At 42.4% G+C, this 16,782-nt stretch carries 15 protein-coding genes; 9 read left to right on the top strand and 6 right to left on the bottom strand.

Features of this window, described 5'->3' with window-relative positions; genetic code table 11:
• Window positions 1-24: 24 nt before the first annotated feature.
• Complete coding sequence (locus AC1MCB_RS10000) at window positions 25-1,287, bottom strand: sensor histidine kinase (RefSeq protein WP_479968608.1); 1,263 nt, start codon at window positions 1,285-1,287, stop codon at window positions 25-27.
• Window positions 1,284-1,964 carry a response regulator transcription factor gene (locus AC1MCB_RS09995; RefSeq protein ID WP_479968607.1) on the bottom strand — a complete coding sequence of 227 codons (681 nt, stop codon included), beginning with the start codon at window positions 1,962-1,964 and terminating at the stop codon, window positions 1,284-1,286. The genes AC1MCB_RS10000 and AC1MCB_RS09995 overlap by 4 nt, the downstream gene beginning before the upstream one ends.
• Window positions 1,965-2,240: 276 nt before the next feature.
• Here AC1MCB_RS09995 and AC1MCB_RS09990 point away from each other — a divergent pair, with 276 nt between their 5' ends.
• Both AC1MCB_RS09990 and AC1MCB_RS09985 read left to right on the top strand, forming a co-directional pair.
• Window positions 2,241-2,651: a TraR/DksA family transcriptional regulator gene (locus tag AC1MCB_RS09990; protein ID WP_479968606.1), complete on the top strand. Its 411-nt coding sequence runs from the start codon at window positions 2,241-2,243 to the stop codon at window positions 2,649-2,651.
• A gap of 133 nt (window positions 2,652-2,784) precedes the next feature.
• Window positions 2,785-3,558 (top strand): DUF1835 domain-containing protein, encoded by a 774-nt coding sequence (locus tag AC1MCB_RS09985; RefSeq protein WP_479968605.1) that lies wholly within the window; start codon window positions 2,785-2,787, stop codon window positions 3,556-3,558.
• A 52-nt stretch (window positions 3,559-3,610) separates the two neighbouring features.
• Here AC1MCB_RS09985 and AC1MCB_RS09980 read toward each other — a convergent pair whose 3' ends face one another.
• Window positions 3,611-6,457 carry a M16 family metallopeptidase gene (locus tag AC1MCB_RS09980; RefSeq protein ID WP_479968604.1) on the bottom strand — a complete coding sequence of 949 codons (2,847 nt, stop codon included), beginning with the start codon at window positions 6,455-6,457 and terminating at the stop codon, window positions 3,611-3,613.
• Window positions 6,458-6,654: 197 nt separating this feature from the next.
• Between AC1MCB_RS09980 and AC1MCB_RS09975 the strand changes: the two genes are divergently transcribed.
• From AC1MCB_RS09975 to AC1MCB_RS09960, 4 genes are all read left to right on the top strand, one after another.
• Entirely contained in the window at window positions 6,655-7,569 is a 915-nt protein-coding gene (locus tag AC1MCB_RS09975; RefSeq protein WP_479968603.1) for a sugar phosphate isomerase/epimerase family protein, read from the top strand.
• A 43-nt stretch (window positions 7,570-7,612) separates the two neighbouring features.
• Entirely contained in the window at window positions 7,613-9,307 is a 1,695-nt protein-coding gene (locus AC1MCB_RS09970; RefSeq protein ID WP_479968602.1) for a GMC oxidoreductase, read from the top strand.
• Between the two features lie 133 nt (window positions 9,308-9,440).
• Window positions 9,441-9,905, top strand: a complete 465-nt coding sequence (locus AC1MCB_RS09965; protein ID WP_479968601.1) for a hypothetical protein — start codon at window positions 9,441-9,443, stop codon at window positions 9,903-9,905.
• Between the two features lie 52 nt (window positions 9,906-9,957).
• The gene (locus tag AC1MCB_RS09960) at window positions 9,958-11,928 is read left to right on the top strand and encodes a glycoside hydrolase family 97 protein (RefSeq protein ID WP_479968600.1); all 1,971 of its coding nucleotides are present in this window, start codon (window positions 9,958-9,960) and stop codon (window positions 11,926-11,928) included.
• Between the two features lie 96 nt (window positions 11,929-12,024).
• Here the strand turns inward: AC1MCB_RS09960 and AC1MCB_RS09955 are convergent, their stop codons facing one another.
• Window positions 12,025-12,720, bottom strand: coding sequence for a LytR/AlgR family response regulator transcription factor (locus AC1MCB_RS09955; RefSeq protein ID WP_479968599.1), 696 nt, complete (start codon window positions 12,718-12,720; stop codon window positions 12,025-12,027).
• A complete protein-coding gene (locus tag AC1MCB_RS09950) occupies window positions 12,713-13,750 on the bottom strand; it encodes a sensor histidine kinase (protein WP_479968598.1) in 1,038 nt (345 codons plus the stop codon). Before AC1MCB_RS09950 ends, AC1MCB_RS09955 begins: the two co-directional genes overlap by 8 nt.
• 337 nt (window positions 13,751-14,087) lie before the next feature.
• Between AC1MCB_RS09950 and AC1MCB_RS09945 the strand changes: the two genes are divergently transcribed.
• From AC1MCB_RS09945 to AC1MCB_RS09935, 3 genes are all read left to right on the top strand, one after another.
• Window positions 14,088-15,458 carry a phosphatase PAP2 family protein gene (locus AC1MCB_RS09945; protein WP_479968597.1) on the top strand — a complete coding sequence of 457 codons (1,371 nt, stop codon included), beginning with the start codon at window positions 14,088-14,090 and terminating at the stop codon, window positions 15,456-15,458.
• 311 nt (window positions 15,459-15,769) lie between these two features.
• Window positions 15,770-15,955 carry a DUF3606 domain-containing protein gene (locus AC1MCB_RS09940; protein WP_479968596.1) on the top strand — a complete coding sequence of 62 codons (186 nt, stop codon included), beginning with the start codon at window positions 15,770-15,772 and terminating at the stop codon, window positions 15,953-15,955.
• Between the two features lie 84 nt (window positions 15,956-16,039).
• Window positions 16,040-16,378 (top strand): four-helix bundle copper-binding protein, encoded by a 339-nt coding sequence (locus AC1MCB_RS09935; protein WP_479968595.1) that lies wholly within the window; start codon window positions 16,040-16,042, stop codon window positions 16,376-16,378.
• A 108-nt stretch (window positions 16,379-16,486) separates the two neighbouring features.
• On the opposite strand, the gene AC1MCB_RS09930 is transcribed toward AC1MCB_RS09935, so the two are convergent.
• Window positions 16,487-16,645, bottom strand: a complete 159-nt coding sequence (locus AC1MCB_RS09930) for a hypothetical protein (protein WP_479968594.1) — start codon at window positions 16,643-16,645, stop codon at window positions 16,487-16,489.
• Window positions 16,646-16,782: the final 137 nt, after the last annotated feature.

Below are 16,782 nucleotides of genomic sequence, written 5' to 3'. Positions count from 1 at the left end.
ACCAAAACAGGAAACAATTGGGAATTATTGGCTTAAGTCAAATATGTGCTCAGAATTGTATCTGTAATTAACAGATATTTTAAAGTGCTCAGCTATTGACTTAACTATAGCTAAACCAAGCCCGGTTGAGTTTTCTAATTCCTGATTTTTGTAGAACCGATCAAAGATTCGTTGTTCGTCCAAAGACCCGTCTATACCTGTGTTTTTAACCGATAAACATTTTTGATCGATGATTATCGAAACGTTTCCCCCCGGTATATTATAGTTGATGGCATTCATAATCAGGTTGGATAATAAGACGCCGGCCAGGTCAGGGTGCATGTCCCAGATGCAGTTGTCCTTTGCTCTGAAAATGATTTTTACGTGTTTGAATTGAGCTACATCTCCACAGTCTTCAATAATACGCTGAGCAAGAAGATTAATATTGACAGGATGGGCTTCCGTGTATTGATTGTTATCTATTTTAGAAAGAAGCAATAGTGACTGATTAAGGCGCTTCAGCCGGGTCAGGCTGTCGAGTGCCGTGGAGAGCAATTCGGCTTGTTGACTGTTTAGATTTCCAGTTTCAGCGAGTCTTTCCAGTTTATTGAAAGTTACTGCCAGCGGCGTCTGCAATTCATGTGATGCATTTTCAATAAATTGCTTTTGACTTTTGAAGGTCTCAATACTCGTTCTCAGCATGTTATCTACCGCTGTATTTAATGTATTAAACTCGTCAATTTTAGTTTCGGTAAGGTCCAGTGGTTTCACCTTCTCCAGTTTGAAGCTGCCAAGCTGGCCAATGAGCCGGTTAAACGGACGCCAGATTCTTCGCAGAAGCAAATTGTTAAGAAGAATAATCGTGAACACCAGACCCAGGTATAGCCATACCAAGGCAGAGAAGAGCTCATAAATAAGGTCATCTTCTTCAACCATAGATGTGATCAAACGCATTGAATAATACTGATTTTGATGCGTAAAAACTGTTTTCAGCATGCGTACGGGCTCAAAATCATTCTCATTCTGCATGTACATCAGAGTATCAGAGTAAACGTCTTTATGATCTTTAGCCTGGTGATACGAGATTGATTGGATGGCGTAATTTCCTTCCTGAAAACTTTTTTTATTTAGCAGGGCGGGATACTGAGAGACCCGGTTTATAACCAGTAACTTTTGATTACCCAAACCGTCATCCATACTATCATAGATCTCATCCAGCATGGCAAAATAGAACAGCCCTGCCCAGACGGGAATAATGATCAGTAGAATAATCGAAAAGTAGGAAGAAGTATAGTTGAGAAGCTTCATGTGGCCATAAGTTTATAACCTATACCATATATGGCTTGTATCCGGAGGTCTGCACCGGCATCTTTCATTTTTTTTCGAAGGTTCTTTATCTGTGAGTATATAAAATCGAAGTTATCAGCTGTATCTATCTGGTCGCCCCATACATGCTCTGCAAGAGCATTTTTATAAACAAGCCTATTTTTGTTGATAGCCAGATAGTTGAAGATGTCAAACTCTTTGCGGTTAACTGCGATTTGGATTTCATGTACAAGTATTAACCTTTGCTCAAGGTCGATAATGACGTTACCAGCTGTAATACTATTGCTACCCTCCAGCTTTCTTCTGCGATGTACTGACTTCACCCGTGCAAGTAACTCAGCTAAATGGAATGGCTTTGGTAAATAATCATCTGCTCCGAGATTAAGACCTTTTACTTTGTCGTCAATAGAATTTTTAGCTGATATAATAATCACGCCGTCAGTCTTATTCAGCTCTTTAAGTTTTTCAAGCAATTCAAATCCTGATTCCCTTCCTTTTAAAGTGAGATCCAATAAAATGCAATCATATTCATGGGAAATGATCTTTTCTAAAGCCGTTGGGTAATCACTTGCAATTTCAATAATATACTTTTCCTGTTGCAAGTGGCCGGCAATGTTATCAGCCATTACTCTTTCATCTTCTACGATAAGAATTTTCATATGAGTATTGTGAAAGGTTATGCTATCAGGGCGTAATTTACAATTTTAAGCGTTTCAAAAAGCAGGAGAGACGATAAGCATAAAAGGAGACGGAATATCAGGGATATTAAATTTAATCGGGCAAATGTTCTGAAAAACCCTATGTGTGAAATATACTTGAATGGCAGTAAGTAGTTTTACGTAATTAAACTGTTAAATACGCGTTTTTTTAAAAATTAAATTTTGATCAACATTTTTTCGTTGTTTTAACAAGCGAATGTTACTTATATCAAAAACATGGAACACAACGGAAGTATATCTGAGGTAAACGGCACTAAAAACCGGTACTCGGATCTTGAGCTGAATGAATTTAAAGAATTGATCCTCGAGAAAATGCGAATAGCAAGAGAAGAACTTAAAATCTTAACTCAATCTTTAAACCAGTCTAATCTGAACGGTACGGATGATACGGCAAGCGCCTATAAAACACTTGAAGATGGTTCTGCAACTTTAGAGAAAGAATCTATTAATCAACTCGCGGCCCGACAAAGAAAATTCATTGATAGTCTTGAAAGCGCGCTGGTGAGAATTGAAAATAGAACTTATGGATTGTGCCGCGAAACAGGAAAACTTATTCCAAAGGAGCGTCTCATGGCTGTTCCGCATGCAACGTTAAGTGTGGAAGCAAAAATGAGACAGGATTATTAATCATGATTTAACAATCCTGACATGTGCTTATTATTACAGCCCCGGATAACCCCCGGGGCTGTTTTTTTATAACCTGTTGTAAGCTTTCAATTCCTGATCATTTGACTATTTGTACAATTGTTTAATTTCGGGTATGATATACCATGTTTTGAATGGAGATGCTTTGGTCGAACGATTTATTTCTACTGGCTTAGCAGGTGAATGGGTAGTGGCCAGGGAGTGCCTTGTTGAAGGCGGCTTAGCCGGGGAAAGTCCTGCAGACTTCTTTGAAACCAGGGCAAGCTACATCAATGGCCGGTATGGGGAAACTGGAGGCAATTATTACGACAAGGTAGTCGCGGAGTTTGATAAACTGGTGCAGGCTCCGGATGGTTCGGAGTTCAATCTGTGGTTCGGTTACGACTTGTTTTGCCAGGTCAATTTGTGGTATGTTATCTCTCTCTTAAATGATCCGGGAAAAAGGCATTCGATATATTTGGTTTATCCGTCTTACCTGGAGGGCCAGGATATCTGGGACGATTTCGGAAATGCGACATCTGCAGATCTGAAAGGCTGTTATAATAAGCGTTTGCATATGGACGAGATTGGCATTGCCCTCGCGAATGCACTTTGGACCGCATATAAGAATGCAGATTTCACGAAATTGGAGGAGCTTTCAGAAAGCGGTTCACCTTATTTCCCGTACCTGAGAAAGGTTTGCAAGGCACATATAGCGAGATTTCCTGCAGATGGTGGACAGGGCAGACCTGAGAAGACCGTTGAACAGCTGATCAAAGAGGGGCCTTCGGATTTTAATACCATTTTTCAGAAGTTCTCGCAACGGGCGGGCGTTTATGGATTTTCAGATCTTCAGGTTAAGAAGATCTTTGAAACGGTAATCGGCGACCAAGACGTTTTAAAAACGTGAGACAAAAAAATCCCGCTTCATCAGATGAGCGGGATTTTTTGAGTTTTAAAGCTTATAGAACTTTGCCGTCTGCATCAAGTTCAATGATTTCATAACCTAGCTTTTCTAAGCCCGGTTTGATGGCAGCTTTGTCTCCCACCAGAACAATGTTCATCTGGTCTACAGGCAGATGTTTCTTTGCCAATGCGTTGATCTCTTCTTTTGTAATATTTTTCAGGATCTCATTTTGCTTTTTCACAAAGTCTGCATCCAATTTATAACGGATGATATTATTCAGGAAAGAAGCTTTTTGAAAGCCTGTTTCATATTTTAGTGCATCGCTCTGTCCAATAGCACTTTTAACGAATGAAAGCTCCTCATCAGTGATGCCTTGCTCGCTGTAACGCTTAATCTCCTTCATAAACTCTACCACCGAGCTGTCAGATGCATCTGAGCGAACACCTGCGTACGCTGTGTACGGACCTGCTGACTCAGAACCAGAGAAGTACGAACCCGCGCCATAGGTATAACCTTTATCTTCCCGTAAGTTCAGATTTATACGGCTGTTAAAGGCCCCTCCCAGGATGTAATTCATGATATTCGAACGGTAGTATTCGCCGGTTGCATCATATGGCAAAGCCAAATATCCGATACGGATCTCAGATTGCGCTGCCTTGTCCTTATTTACCAGGTAAATTTTGGTCTTGTCGATTTTGGCTGTTTTAGCATTAGCTGGTATCTCTACTGGCTTAGCCTGCCATTTACTAAGGAACGCTAATTTGGGCATCACTTCTTTTTGGCTGATATCTCCAACTATTACCAGATCTGAAACAGAAGGGGAGAAATTGTTCTGATAGAACGTTTTCACATCGTCCAGTGTTAGTGAACCCACACTTGTGGCCGTTCCAATAACTGGTATTGCCATAATGTGACCGTTGCCGTACAACAATTTGTTATAAACATTTGAAGCCACAACCGAAGCTTGAGTGCTTTGGTTAGCTATGTTTTCCAACGTTTGTTTCTTTAAACGGTCAAAGTCAGCCTGATCGAAGCGTGGATGAAGCATTCGTTCTTCGAGAAGGGCTAAAGTTGCATCCAGATTCTTAGTTAACGACTGTACAGAAACATTCATCCTGTCGGCGCCGCTATAAAAGCTGATCGAGGAACCTAGTTTGTCAAGCTCGCTGCTGATTTCTTCCGAAGTGTATTTTTGGGAAGCCTCGTTTAACATAGATGCGGTAAGAGCAGCGATGCCCGCTTTCCCGGGATCTTTGGCTTCTAGTTTATGGCCGCCTTTTACAGATAAAAGTAGAGTAACTGTTGGCACTTCATCGCTTTTGGCTCCAATAACCTGTATTCCGTTGCCGGCTTTAGCGGTCCAGAATGGCGGTACTTCAACTACTGGATTTGCTCCTGCGCCCGGCTGCTTGCTGCGATCAAAATTATCAATGGCTTTAACATACTTTAAACCACTATATTGATCCTTCGGGGCTACATATCCGGAAGGATCCACTTTAAAGTTATCCGCATGGGCTATCAATTCAGGTTTTCCTTTAGGAACTACACTCAAAATAACAGCATGTTTACCTTTGATATATTGATTGTAAACGCGCATCACGTCCTCTTTAGTCACAGCTTTATGACGTTTCAGGTCAGCCGGTAACTGATTAGGGTTACCTCTGAAAGTCTGATAGCTGGCAAGAGCAGAAGTTTTACCCGACACACTGGATAAGTTATTGATCTCGTTGGTTTCGTACGACACTTTGAAGCGGGTGAGCGCATCTTCGGAAATTCCGGTCTTCTCAAATTCAACCAGCGCTTCTCTGACTAATTTTTCCATATCCACAAGAGTCTGCGTAGGAAAAGGTAAAACAGTAATTGCAAATTCACCTGCTAATTCAGCAGCTGGGTTTGAGGCGCTTGCCTGAACCGCTTTCTGAGTTTTAACAAGATTTTTATATAAGATAGAGTTTTTACCCTGGCCCAGGATCTCCGCCAGCAGGTCTAAAGGAACTTCATCCTGGTGGAAGCGTGGCACAGAAGGGAACGTCATTTGAAGCATCGGAAAACGGACGTTGTCTTCATAGGAAATGTAGCGGTCCTGAGTTAATACAGGTGCCGGCACTTTCATGTTCTGTACTTCAGGACCGCGTTTAATAGAACCGAAGTATTTCTCAGCTAATTTAACCACCTGTGCAGGGGTTACATCGCCGCCGACAGTTAAGGTTGCGTTATTCGGTCCATACCAGCGTAAAAAGAAGTTCTTCAAATCCTGTACGTTGCCTCTGTTTAAATCTTCCAGGTAACCTATAGTGGTCCATGAATAGGGATGCCCGTAGGGGTATAATGCGGCTGAAGCTTTTTCATAGACTAATCCATATGGACGGTTATCATAGTTCTGGCCACGCTCATTTTTAACGGTAGAGCGTTGAACCTCAAATTTTTTCTGTGTAACTGCATCCAGCAGGAAGCCCATTCTGTCGGCTTCAAGCCACAGCGCTGTTTCAAGCTGATTACTTGGAAGGGTTTGATAGTAATTAGTACGGTCACGGTTGGTACTACCGTTCATATTTCCGCCGGCCTGTGAAACTATTTTAAAGTGTTGTTCGTCTCCTACGTTGTCAGAGCCCTGAAACATCATATGTTCGAAAAAGTGCGCAAAACCTGATTTTCCGACTTCTTCACGGGCGGATCCCACATGGTAGGTTACGTCAACATGCACAATCGGATCAGAGTGATCCTCATGGACAATTACGGTTAATCCGTTTGGGAGAAGATACTTCTCATACGGTATGGCTAGTTCGCTCCCCTTTTTTTCAACCTTCTCAACAAGCTTTGTTTTTGATGGTTTTTGAGTCTGAGCCTGAAGCTGCAGCGTGACAGCGATGACCAGAATGGTTAATGATATTTTTCTTAGCATGAGAATTAATAAATTAGTTGCCACAAAGTAGGTATTCGAAGTTTGATTCGCAAGATTGTAGGTTGTAGGTATCAGGTATCAGGCATGAGGTGTAGGTATTTGTTGGGTACGGATGACTAATGTGGCCTCGTCCTCTGGTGCTAAAGGATTATATTTAACTTGCCTTCAATATCCACTAGTATTAGTCAGCGCTAATTATGACCAATCGAAGAACCTTTCTGCAGAGTTCGGCTTTAATGCTTGCCGGCGCCATGATATCCTATTCTTTTGATTTTAAAAAAAGGAAACCATTACTCTCATTCTCTACGCTGGGATGCCCTGATTGGTCGTTCGGAAAGATTACAGATTTTGCTGTTGAACACAGATACCAGGGCATAGAGCTGCGTGGATTGCAGCGAGAAATGGAGCTTGCCAAATGCAAAGAGTTTCTTACTGCGGAAAACAGGAATGCTAGCCTAAAGCTAATGCGGGACAAGGGCCTCAGGTTCGTTGGCCTGGGCTCATCAGCAACTCTGCATTTTGCTGACTCAGTTGCTCGTCAAAAGAATATGGATGAAGGCCGGAGATTTATTGACCTTGCTCAGCAGATTGATTGTCCGTACGTGAGGGTATTCCCGAATAACTTCCCTAAAGATCAGGAGCGAGGTCAAACTATTGATTTGATTACACAGGGGCTGCTTGAATTAGCAGAATACGCCAAGGGGAGCAAGGTGGTTGTGCTGATGGAAACCCATGGCGATTTGGTGAAAACGGAAGATCTTTTAACCATCATGAATGCCGCCGAGCATAAGCATTCTGGTTTAGTCTGGGACGTCAGCAACATGTGGACAGTTACAAAAGAGGATCCTGCTGAAGTATACCGGAATTTAAAAAGGTACATCAGGCATACCCATGTCAAAGACGCTTTACTGATTGACCAACAGCTTCACTATTCATTATTGGGCGAAGGCCAGGTACCCATTTTTACCGCGATTGACGAGCTGGTTAAAGATAATTATCACGGCTATTATAGTTTTGAATGGGAAAAGCTATGGCATCCTGAAATTGCGGAGCCTGAGATAGCCTTAGCTCATTATCCGATGGCTATGCAGCGACATTTCGAGAAGCTGTAAATATCTGTTATCATTGATCTCAATAACCCTTAAGTAAAAGATAATGTCCGGAAGTACTACCTCAAATAGAAAATCTAAAGCTCAAAATACTTACGATGCCATCGTAGTGGGGTCAGGGATTAGCGGCGGATGGGCGGCTAAAGAATTATGCGAAAAGGGGTTAAAAGTTCTGCTTCTTGAGAGAGGTGGAAATGTTATTCATCCGGAATATCCAACAGCACTGAAAGATCCCTGGGATTTCCCTCATCGCAACCGTTTAACGGAGGAAGACCGAAAAACCCGATTCGTTCAAAGCAGGCATTATTCTTTGAATGAAGACAATAAACATTTTTATATTAACGACCAGGAAAATCCTTATTCAGAGACCAAAAGGTTTGATTGGATCAGGGGTGATGTAGTGGGCGGACGATCGTTACTGTGGGCTCGTGCATGTTACCGCTGGAGCGATTTAGACTTTGAAGCGAACTTAAAGGATGGGCATGGCGTAGATTGGCCAATCCGATATAAGGATCTTGCTCCCTGGTATGATTATGTGGAATCCTTTATCGGTGTAAGCGGTCAGGCAGAGAACCTTCCGCATTTACCTGATGGTATATTCCAACCCGCGTTTGAGATGAACGCCGTCGAAAAGCATTTTAAGCAGAAGGTGGAAGGCAGCTACTCTGACCGCAAGGTAATTATGGGAAGAACCGCCAACCTGACCAAACCGGTTAAAGGCAGAGGCATATGCCTGGCTAGAAACCTTTGTCACCGGGGTTGTCCGTACGGCGCGTACTTCAGTACCAATGCCAGCACAATGCCTGCCGCTCATGCCACGGGGAATCTGACGTTGAGACCGCATTCTCTTGTAAACAGGGTACTATATGATGAAACTAAACAAAGAGCTTCAGGGGTCGAGGTAATTGACACGCAGACTAACGAAGTGCAGGAGTATTACGCAAAAATTATTTTCCTTAATGCCTCTACGGTTGCCACAACATCAATCGTATTGAATTCTACTTCTTCGCGTTTTCCTAACGGACTAGGGAACGGAAGTGACCAGGTTGGACGTAATCTGATGGACCATCACAAAGGGCTTTCCGCGAGTGCAAGTGTCGAAGGTTTTGAGGATCGCTATTATTATGGGCGACGGCCTGTTTCTGTTTACATTCCCCGGTTCCGTAATGTCACTGAAAACGATGCTGGTTTTCTTCGGGGCTATCACTATGGGCTCGGTGCTTCCAGGCAGACGCCGGAAAGTGATGGGATAGGAGCACCATTAAAAGAGGCGATGACCGAACCTGGTAAGTGGCAAATTTATCTTTGGGCTTTTGGCGAATGTCTTCCTTATCCCGAAAATCGCATCACTTTAGATCCCGATAAAAAAGACAAATGGGGCCGACCTCTCGTTGTAATTGATTGCGAATTCAAAGAGAATGAGAAAGCGATGAATAAGGAAATGGGAGAAATTGCAGGGGAGATGTTGGAAACTGCAGGGTTCTCTAATATCAATGTTCGGAATAATATCTCTTTTCCGGGTAACGCCAATCATGAAATGGGTACTGCACGCATGGGCCGTGATCCCAAAACTTCGGTACTAAACAGCTTCAATCAGATGCATGAAGTGCCTAATGTATTCATAACCGACGGTTCATGTATGACTTCCGGTTCCTGTGTTAATCCATCTTTAACCTACATGGCCCTCACAGCAAGAGCCTGCGATTATGCGGTCAGGGAGTTGAGCAGGCAGAATATCTAAACAAAGGATTTCAGCGTTTACTCGCATTCGCCTTTTGACGAAGGAAGTTTTTCTTCCTTCCAGTGGCGTCTGCGTAATCTTACTGAAGTTTGTATATTCATAGAAGCTAATTAAACCTTTAGAGATCAATCCCATGAAACTTAAATTTGCGATTTTAATGATCGGCACAGTCCTGATGTCCTGCGGAGCAGAGAACCCTGAAAATGCTAAAATAAACTCCATGCCATTAACCGGAACCTGGAAGCTTCTTACAGCAACTCTTATTGAGAAGGGCGACACCACTATTACCGACTATACTAAAAATGTATCGTTCATTAAGATTATCAATGACACCCACTTTGCATTTTTACAGCACGATTTAAATAAAGGGAAAGACTCTGCTGCGGTTTTCGTTTCCGGCGGCGGAAGTTATTCGCTGAAAGATAGTCTGTACACCGAGCATTTGGAGTACTGCAGCGCACGAAACTGGGAAGGTAATGATTTCGCATTTACCATCACACTGAAAAATGATACACTTATTCAGAATGGAGTAGAAAAAGTTGAAGAGGCAGGGGTAGACCGTATTAATATTGAGAAGTACGTAAGAGTGAATAAGTAACGCTTAGTGTCATATACCTCAAGCCTTATACCTCATACCTAACACCACCACCATGAAAAAGGCTGTTTTACTCGTATTGTTCTGTCTGTCCTATCTAAATAGTTTCACCCAGGTGCTGACTCTTTATTCACCAGATAAGACTGTCAGGGTTACTGTTTCTACAGGTTCACAATTGAAGTACGAAGTTTCTATTGACGATAAGCAGGTTATCATCCCTTCGATTATCAATATGCACCTGGCCAGCGGTCAGTCTTTAAGCTCCGGCCTTAAAGTAAATTCCCTAAGAAAAGCCAGCGTTGACGAGATTATTATATCACCGGTTCCGGAAAAAAGGAAGCGCATACCCAACATCTATAATGAGTTAACGCTCGGCTTCACAAATAAATTCGGTGTTATATTCCGTGCCTATAATGATGGTGTCGCTTATCGAATCACCGGGAAGTTTAAAGGAGATGTTCAGGTAAGCAGCGAAACTGCTGAATTTAATTTTCCGGCAGGATATCATGCTTTTGGGCCGATCATTCAGAAAAGAGAGGATCAGGATATTTTTCATACCAGCTTTGAGGAGCCGTTTTCTTATAAACCACTGGATAGCCTGACAGCCAATGATCAGATGTATTCGCCTGTATTGGTCGCTGCTCCGAGAAATATCAAAATAGGAATTATTGAATCAGATCTGGACGACTATCCCGGTCTGCATTTAAAGGGAAGCAGCAGCAATTCTTTAACAGCCGCGTTTGCCGGTTATCCCCTTGAAGAAACAATTGCAAAGGGCGAGTTCTCACAATACATAGTAACAAAACGGGCAGACTACATAGCAACGACAAAGGGCACAAGAAGTTTCCCCTGGCGGGTTTTAATACTTTCACGAGAAGACAAGGAATTGCCTTCTAACGATCTGGTTTACCGTTTAGGATCTCCAAACGCCCTTAAAGATGTTTCATGGATCAATCCCGGAAAAAGTACTGAAGAATGGATCATCGATATCAATCTGTTTAACGTGCCCTTCCGGTCTGGTATAAATACGGCTACTTACAAGTATTATATCGATTTTGCCAAAGAATACGGACTTGACCGTATTATGATGGACGCTGGCTGGAGCGATAATAATGATCTGTTAAAGATCAATCCTCAAATGAATATTGATAGCATAGCGGCCTATGCAAGATCAAAGGGCATCAAATTAAGTATGTGGACCCTGGCGCTAACACTGGACAGGCAGCTTGATCAGGCCTTGCAGCAATTCAATAAGTGGGGCGTCGATTTTATCATGACCGATTTTATTGACCGTGATGACCAAAAGATGGTGAATTTTCATGAACGGATTACAAAAGCCTGCGCTGAGGCCGGCATAATGATCATGTTTCATGGGGCATATGCCCCTAAAGGGTTCAACCGTACCTATCCCAACAACCTCACGCGGGAAGGGGTTCTGGGAAGCGAATACAACGTTTGGAGCAACAAGGCAACACCCCGCCATAATTTAATACTTCCTTTCACCCGAATGCTTGCCGGACCGATGGACTACGAACCAGGAATTCTTGATAATGCGACAAAAGCGCAGTTTGCTGCGATAAAAGGTAAGGTAATGAGTCAGACTACCCGGTCGCAGCAGCTAGCGATGTTCGTGGTTTACGATAGTCCCCTGCAGATGTTCTCAGGCAATCCGTCGCAAGGTTTTAAGGAACCTGAGTTCATGAAATTATTGGGTGTTATCCCAACTACCTGGGATAACACCCATATACTCGATGGTAAAGTAGCCGAATACATAGTTACTGCAAGGCAGTCTGGTAATAGCTGGTATATTGCAGGCATGACTGGTGATCAGGCCAAAGATATTATTATCGACCTCGATTTCTTACCGGATGCGGGTTATAAAGCAACTATCTGCAAGGACGGAATGAACGCTGACCGAAACGCTGCGGATTATGTATTACAGACTATCGATGTCACTAAAGCAACTAAACTACCTATGCATATGGCAGCAGGAGGTGGATTCTTAATCAAATTAACACCGGAATAAGAATAATCACCGAAGCGGGAATAGTCCGTTTGTTCAGTTACTGACAGCTGAAAACTGATTGCTGATACCTCATACCTCATACCTCACACCTCATACCTACCCCAACCCCTCAATAACATCCCGATAGCCTCTTCCAATCGGTACCGAAACTCCACTAACATCAACCATTTCAGCGGTGTATGACTCTATCTTGCTGAGGGATATGATGAAAGACCGGTGAATCCGTTTAAATTGATTTGCCGGTAAAATACTCTCAATTTCATGAGTCCCCATTTTTGAAGTGTATTCGTTCTTTGTTGTTACCACCTTAATGTATTCCCTCTGACTTTCTATATAGATTATATCCGAGAACAAGATCTTAACTTTCCTTTTTTGGACATTGAGAAAGATAGAATCTTTAACTTCTCCTGTATTATTTATTTTCTCATTCCTTGCTTCTGCCGCTTTTACTTTAGTTACCGCCAGTAGAAAGCGTTCAAAATCAAAGGGCTTCAACAAGTAGTCCGTGACGTTTAGATTGAATCCCTCTACTGCATATTGGTGATACGCAGTCGTGACTATCACAGCGGGTGGCTGGGTGAGCGTTTTTAGAAAAGCCATCCCTTTTAATTTAGGCAGATGGATATCCAAAAAAATCAGATCTGGATGATGATCTCGCAGGTATTCAGTGGCCAGGATCGCGTCTTTGAAAGTTCCCCGTAGTTCCAGAAAAGGTACCTGCGAAATATAATCAGAGAGAACCTTCGCAGCCAGAGGCTCATCTTCTATGACAATACAGCTGATCTTAGACATGGCTTGCCAGGTTGATCTTTAAGGTGGTTATAAATACCGAATCTTTTTGTTCTGTACTTAGGTTAAAATCAGTGTAAAGAAGTTCCAGTTGACGCCGCAGATTAGAAAGCCCAATATTTTCTTTTACAAGGAGATTCTCAGGAAAAGCTTCAGTAGAATTTTTTACCAAAAATAATAATTGACGATGTTTTATAGAAAGATGAATATCGATAAAAGGCTGATTGCGGGTTTCCGATACTCCGTGTTTGAAGGCATTTTCTACCAGGGGTATCAGAAGAAGAGGTGGCACAGCTTGTTTCAAGTCTTCAATGTCATGATTTAAGTTGATGTGCAGGGATTCGTCATATCGCAGTTTTTCGAGAGCAATATAGTCGTCAATGATTTTTAATTCCTGTTCTATACTAATATAGGCGCCACCGGTTTCATAAAGCATAAAACGCAATATTTTTGAAAGACGTAAGATAGACTCAGGAGCGAGGTCTGACTTATCGCGAGCCAATGAATAGATATTATTTAAGGTATTGAATAAAAAATGAGGATTAGTCTGTGAACGTAAATAGTTCAGTTCGGCTTCCTGTTTCTCGATCCTTAATTGTTGTGCGGCTTGCTTTAATTTGAGATGATCATATATATGCTTGATAATCCCAAAAAAGAAAAGTGATGCTATACTGCTTTGCATTTGCTCAGAGACCGCACGGGATACTGACGAATAACTCTTATAAACGGTATAAAAATCGATCTGAATTCCTATTGATCTCCACGCATACAAGCCCCATGACATCAAAAAGATCTGGGCAATTATCAAGAAAAAAGATCTAAGGATCTTTTTTCTTGATAAACTGGGCAGAATGTATTCGAAGAACAGGTAGTTAAGCGCAGCCAGATAGGTAGTTCGCCAAACTTCATTTAGTGCCCGCCCCCAAAACTCATTAGGATGCTTTGCATAAGCGTTAAAAAGCCAAAGTATTAAATAGGCCAGACCAACCCATATGTAGAATTTGAGTCGTTGCTTGTTAACCCTGAACTTCATCCCCGGCTATTAAACGAACAGGTGTTAATGTCTTTCTTCTCATTTGGTTCATAATTTACAGATCTAATCAATACCCCTTCAGTATTCAACTTAAGGTTGGGTTGCCGCTGCTTCAAATATATGGGCCTTTGGGATCTTTCCGGTAGACGCCAAACCGCCGTTGGTTTACCTGCGCCTGTTGTCTGTAGATGTCCGCTAAATCTCCAGCTCCAAATACATAATCTTGTGTAGAGGATTTCTGTTTTCGGAACATTGACGTCGACCAAATCCGCTTTTAAGATATAAATAGTAATCAACAGAACACTTAATATTTAATCAAACTTCAAATCTTAAAATCATGCTTACCTTAAATCCATTCCCAAAGATTCCGCTGATCTGCTTTGTTATTTTCCTGGCAGGTGGAATCACCAATTCAAGTTTATCTCAGACCGTTAATTACGAAGCGGCAAGTTGGAAAACATGGCTCTTAGACAGTCCGCATCTTATAACTGTAGATGCTCCGCCTGCAGCTGGTCAGTTTAAGGCTGAACTTAAAAATGTTAAGCAACGGATCGGCAGCGTGGACGAAAAAAAACGAGCAGAAATTGCATACTGGGATGCCGGTGCGCCGGCTTACCGGTGGAACCAGCTAGCGCCCGAATTACTTAGCCAGGATCCTAAAGTAATGCTTCGCACACCCGGGGCATGGATGAATATTGCTATATATGATGCAACCATCCTGGCCTGGAAGGAAAAACTCAAATATAAGAGACAAAGGCCCCATGAGGCCGATGCTTCTATAAAACCGGTAGTGAAAGCGCCCCTCACTTACTCGTATCCCTGCGAGCATTCGGTAACTGCGGCAGCGGCGGCAAATGTGCTCGCTTATTTTTTTCCGGCAAAAGCAGATTCTATATTGCGGCTTGCCCGTACAGCCGCTCAATCCCGCGTCGACGCTGGTGTACAATTACCCAGTGATACAGAGGCCGGCTGGAAACTAGGTGAACAGGTTGCCAAACAGATCATTGAAAAAGCAAAGAATGACGGCTCGGCTAACGTTTACAAAGGGGAAGTAAATAAAGATCCGAAAAAATGGACTGGTAAATATCCTTTCGGTATAAGCCTTGCCTCGTTTATGCCCATAATTATAAAGTCAGCGGATCAATTCAGACCGTTAGCGCCGCCTGATTTCGAGTCCGATATGAAGGAACTGAGGGAATTTAAGCAAACGTTTAAGACTAAATCGATTGCTTACTCCTGGGCTAATCGGGGTCCCGAATTCTGGAATGACCTGGCAAGCTTGAAGATATTCGAAAACCATATGTCTGATGATGCACCCGCAGTCGCCCGGATATATACAGTACTGAATACCGCGTATCACGAAATGACTATTGCTATTATGGATGCAAAATACGCGTACTGGGGAATACGTCCGGATCAGCTGGATCCCTCTTATAAACCACTGATAGCAACCCCACCATTTCCCGGGTATCCTTCTGGTCATGCGGCGGGCGCCGGTACTTCTTGCGCTGTAATGGAATATTTCTTTCCAGAGGATGCCGAAGAGTTTCAGAAACTGGCACAGGAATGCGCCGACTCACGCTTATTCGCTGGTATACATTTCCGTACCGACAATGAAATTGGTCTTAAAATGGGTAAGCAATTAGGCAAGTATGTGGTCGAAACTTTCACAAAGCATAGCGGAAATTTAATATCATCAGATAAGTAACGACGTTATGGGATACCAATATGAGCACCTTGTTAGTATATGATAATATTAAACGAAGGAGCGTTTTTTTTCAGACGTGTTATCAGCGTTTCACTGATAAATAACTTAGCCAGGAGGTAGATAATATTTGCCCACCGCGCGCATCGAGAAGAATTGGCATAAATGATGTAATAATCGAGATAGCTTGAATGGTCCTTGAATGATCGAAGAAGTATCGGGTAAGTCGTCCCGAACTTGATTCAATTCTCCGGGTTTAGGGCTCAGAACATTTGTCAGGCCACTTTGTTATATAATCAACTAACCGCTCTAATATGGATTTCAATTACCCTACAAACAGTTTCTACCGAGATAGTATCAACATAAAAGAGTATTACGAAGTAGAATATTGGGCCAAAAAGTTTGGTGTCAAGCCTGGGCAGCTTAAAGAGGCGGTTCAGGCAGTGGGACCTTCAGCCAAAGACGTGGAACAAGAGCTTAGTAACTCATCGGCCCGGTAACTTAAACAGGCTCGCTCTGATGCATCAGGACAAGGCTTTGTGAACTTCGTGAAGTTCTAATATTTTTAACATAAAGCATGTGTTATGGGATATCATGAATGGAAGAGTTGCATTGATGCGTGTTTAGAATGCGCGGCAATTTGTAATCATTGTGCAAGTTCCTGCACCAAAGAAGAAGATGTAAAAATGATGGCCGGGTGTATCGAGCTTGATATGCAATGCTCGTCTATCTGCTATGCGGCTGCCCAGCTTATGAGCATGGGAAGCGAGACCGCGCATGAGGTCTGCCGAATCTGTGCTGAGCTATGTGAGCGATGTGCTGAAGAATGCGGAAAGCATCATACCGAACATTGCCAGGAATGTGCCCGAGCTTGTAAGGCCTGCGCTACAGAATGCCGTAAGATGGCAGGAATGACCGTATAAGCCTGTGGAATTTAAATTCTGAGAATTACTTTTCTTCCACAGGTTGATGTGATTAATGCGAAGCTTTTAGACTTTCGGGAGTAAGTCTTTTTCGCAATTAACAGCATCCTATATAAAGAGAACCGCCTGGCTTTCCTTGTCCCGGCTATATTTACCTGGAGCATTGAAAAGTTCTATCCTTACCGAAGAGATCTTTTTTACTACATTAAAAAACCAGTTATACAGAAGCTTTAAATAGTTTTTCATCGCTGCGAATATTAAGTCCATAGTTAACCTTCCAATATTAAGACGGTGTATTTTAGCTGTTATTATATTATAAAGCATCTGTTTAATCCTGAGGCTCCTTGCCATAGCATAACAATCTTCATCCCAAAAAATAGTTTCCTTAAATACCGTGCTATAAC

It is taken from the genome of Daejeonella sp. AP26 (genome assembly GCF_056680515.1).
Note: the sequence above shows the minus strand (reverse complement) of the source record. Positions and strands in the feature narration are given on the sequence as shown.

What these genes read in the sequence shown, in the direction of transcription:
- AC1MCB_RS10000 (WP_479968608.1), bottom strand. Translation starts at nt 1,287, where the DNA reads ATGAAGCTTCTCAACTATACTTCTTCCTACTTTTCGATTATTCTACTG.
- AC1MCB_RS09995 (WP_479968607.1), bottom strand. Translation starts at nt 1,964, where the DNA reads ATGAAAATTCTTATCGTAGAAGATGAAAGAGTAATGGCTGATAACATT.
- AC1MCB_RS09990 (WP_479968606.1), top strand. Translation starts at nt 2,241, where the DNA reads ATGGAACACAACGGAAGTATATCTGAGGTAAACGGCACTAAAAACCGG.
- AC1MCB_RS09985 (WP_479968605.1), top strand. Translation starts at nt 2,785, where the DNA reads ATGATATACCATGTTTTGAATGGAGATGCTTTGGTCGAACGATTTATT.
- AC1MCB_RS09980 (WP_479968604.1), bottom strand. Translation starts at nt 6,457, where the DNA reads ATGCTAAGAAAAATATCATTAACCATTCTGGTCATCGCTGTCACGCTG.
- AC1MCB_RS09975 (WP_479968603.1), top strand. Translation starts at nt 6,655, where the DNA reads ATGACCAATCGAAGAACCTTTCTGCAGAGTTCGGCTTTAATGCTTGCC.
- AC1MCB_RS09970 (WP_479968602.1), top strand. Translation starts at nt 7,613, where the DNA reads ATGTCCGGAAGTACTACCTCAAATAGAAAATCTAAAGCTCAAAATACT.
- AC1MCB_RS09965 (WP_479968601.1), top strand. Translation starts at nt 9,441, where the DNA reads ATGAAACTTAAATTTGCGATTTTAATGATCGGCACAGTCCTGATGTCC.
- AC1MCB_RS09960 (WP_479968600.1), top strand. Translation starts at nt 9,958, where the DNA reads ATGAAAAAGGCTGTTTTACTCGTATTGTTCTGTCTGTCCTATCTAAAT.
- AC1MCB_RS09955 (WP_479968599.1), bottom strand. Translation starts at nt 12,720, where the DNA reads ATGTCTAAGATCAGCTGTATTGTCATAGAAGATGAGCCTCTGGCTGCG.
- AC1MCB_RS09950 (WP_479968598.1), bottom strand. Translation starts at nt 13,750, where the DNA reads ATGAAGTTCAGGGTTAACAAGCAACGACTCAAATTCTACATATGGGTT.
- AC1MCB_RS09945 (WP_479968597.1), top strand. Translation starts at nt 14,088, where the DNA reads ATGCTTACCTTAAATCCATTCCCAAAGATTCCGCTGATCTGCTTTGTT.
- AC1MCB_RS09940 (WP_479968596.1), top strand. Translation starts at nt 15,770, where the DNA reads ATGGATTTCAATTACCCTACAAACAGTTTCTACCGAGATAGTATCAAC.
- AC1MCB_RS09935 (WP_479968595.1), top strand. Translation starts at nt 16,040, where the DNA reads ATGGGATATCATGAATGGAAGAGTTGCATTGATGCGTGTTTAGAATGC.
- AC1MCB_RS09930 (WP_479968594.1), bottom strand. Translation starts at nt 16,645, where the DNA reads ATGGACTTAATATTCGCAGCGATGAAAAACTATTTAAAGCTTCTGTAT.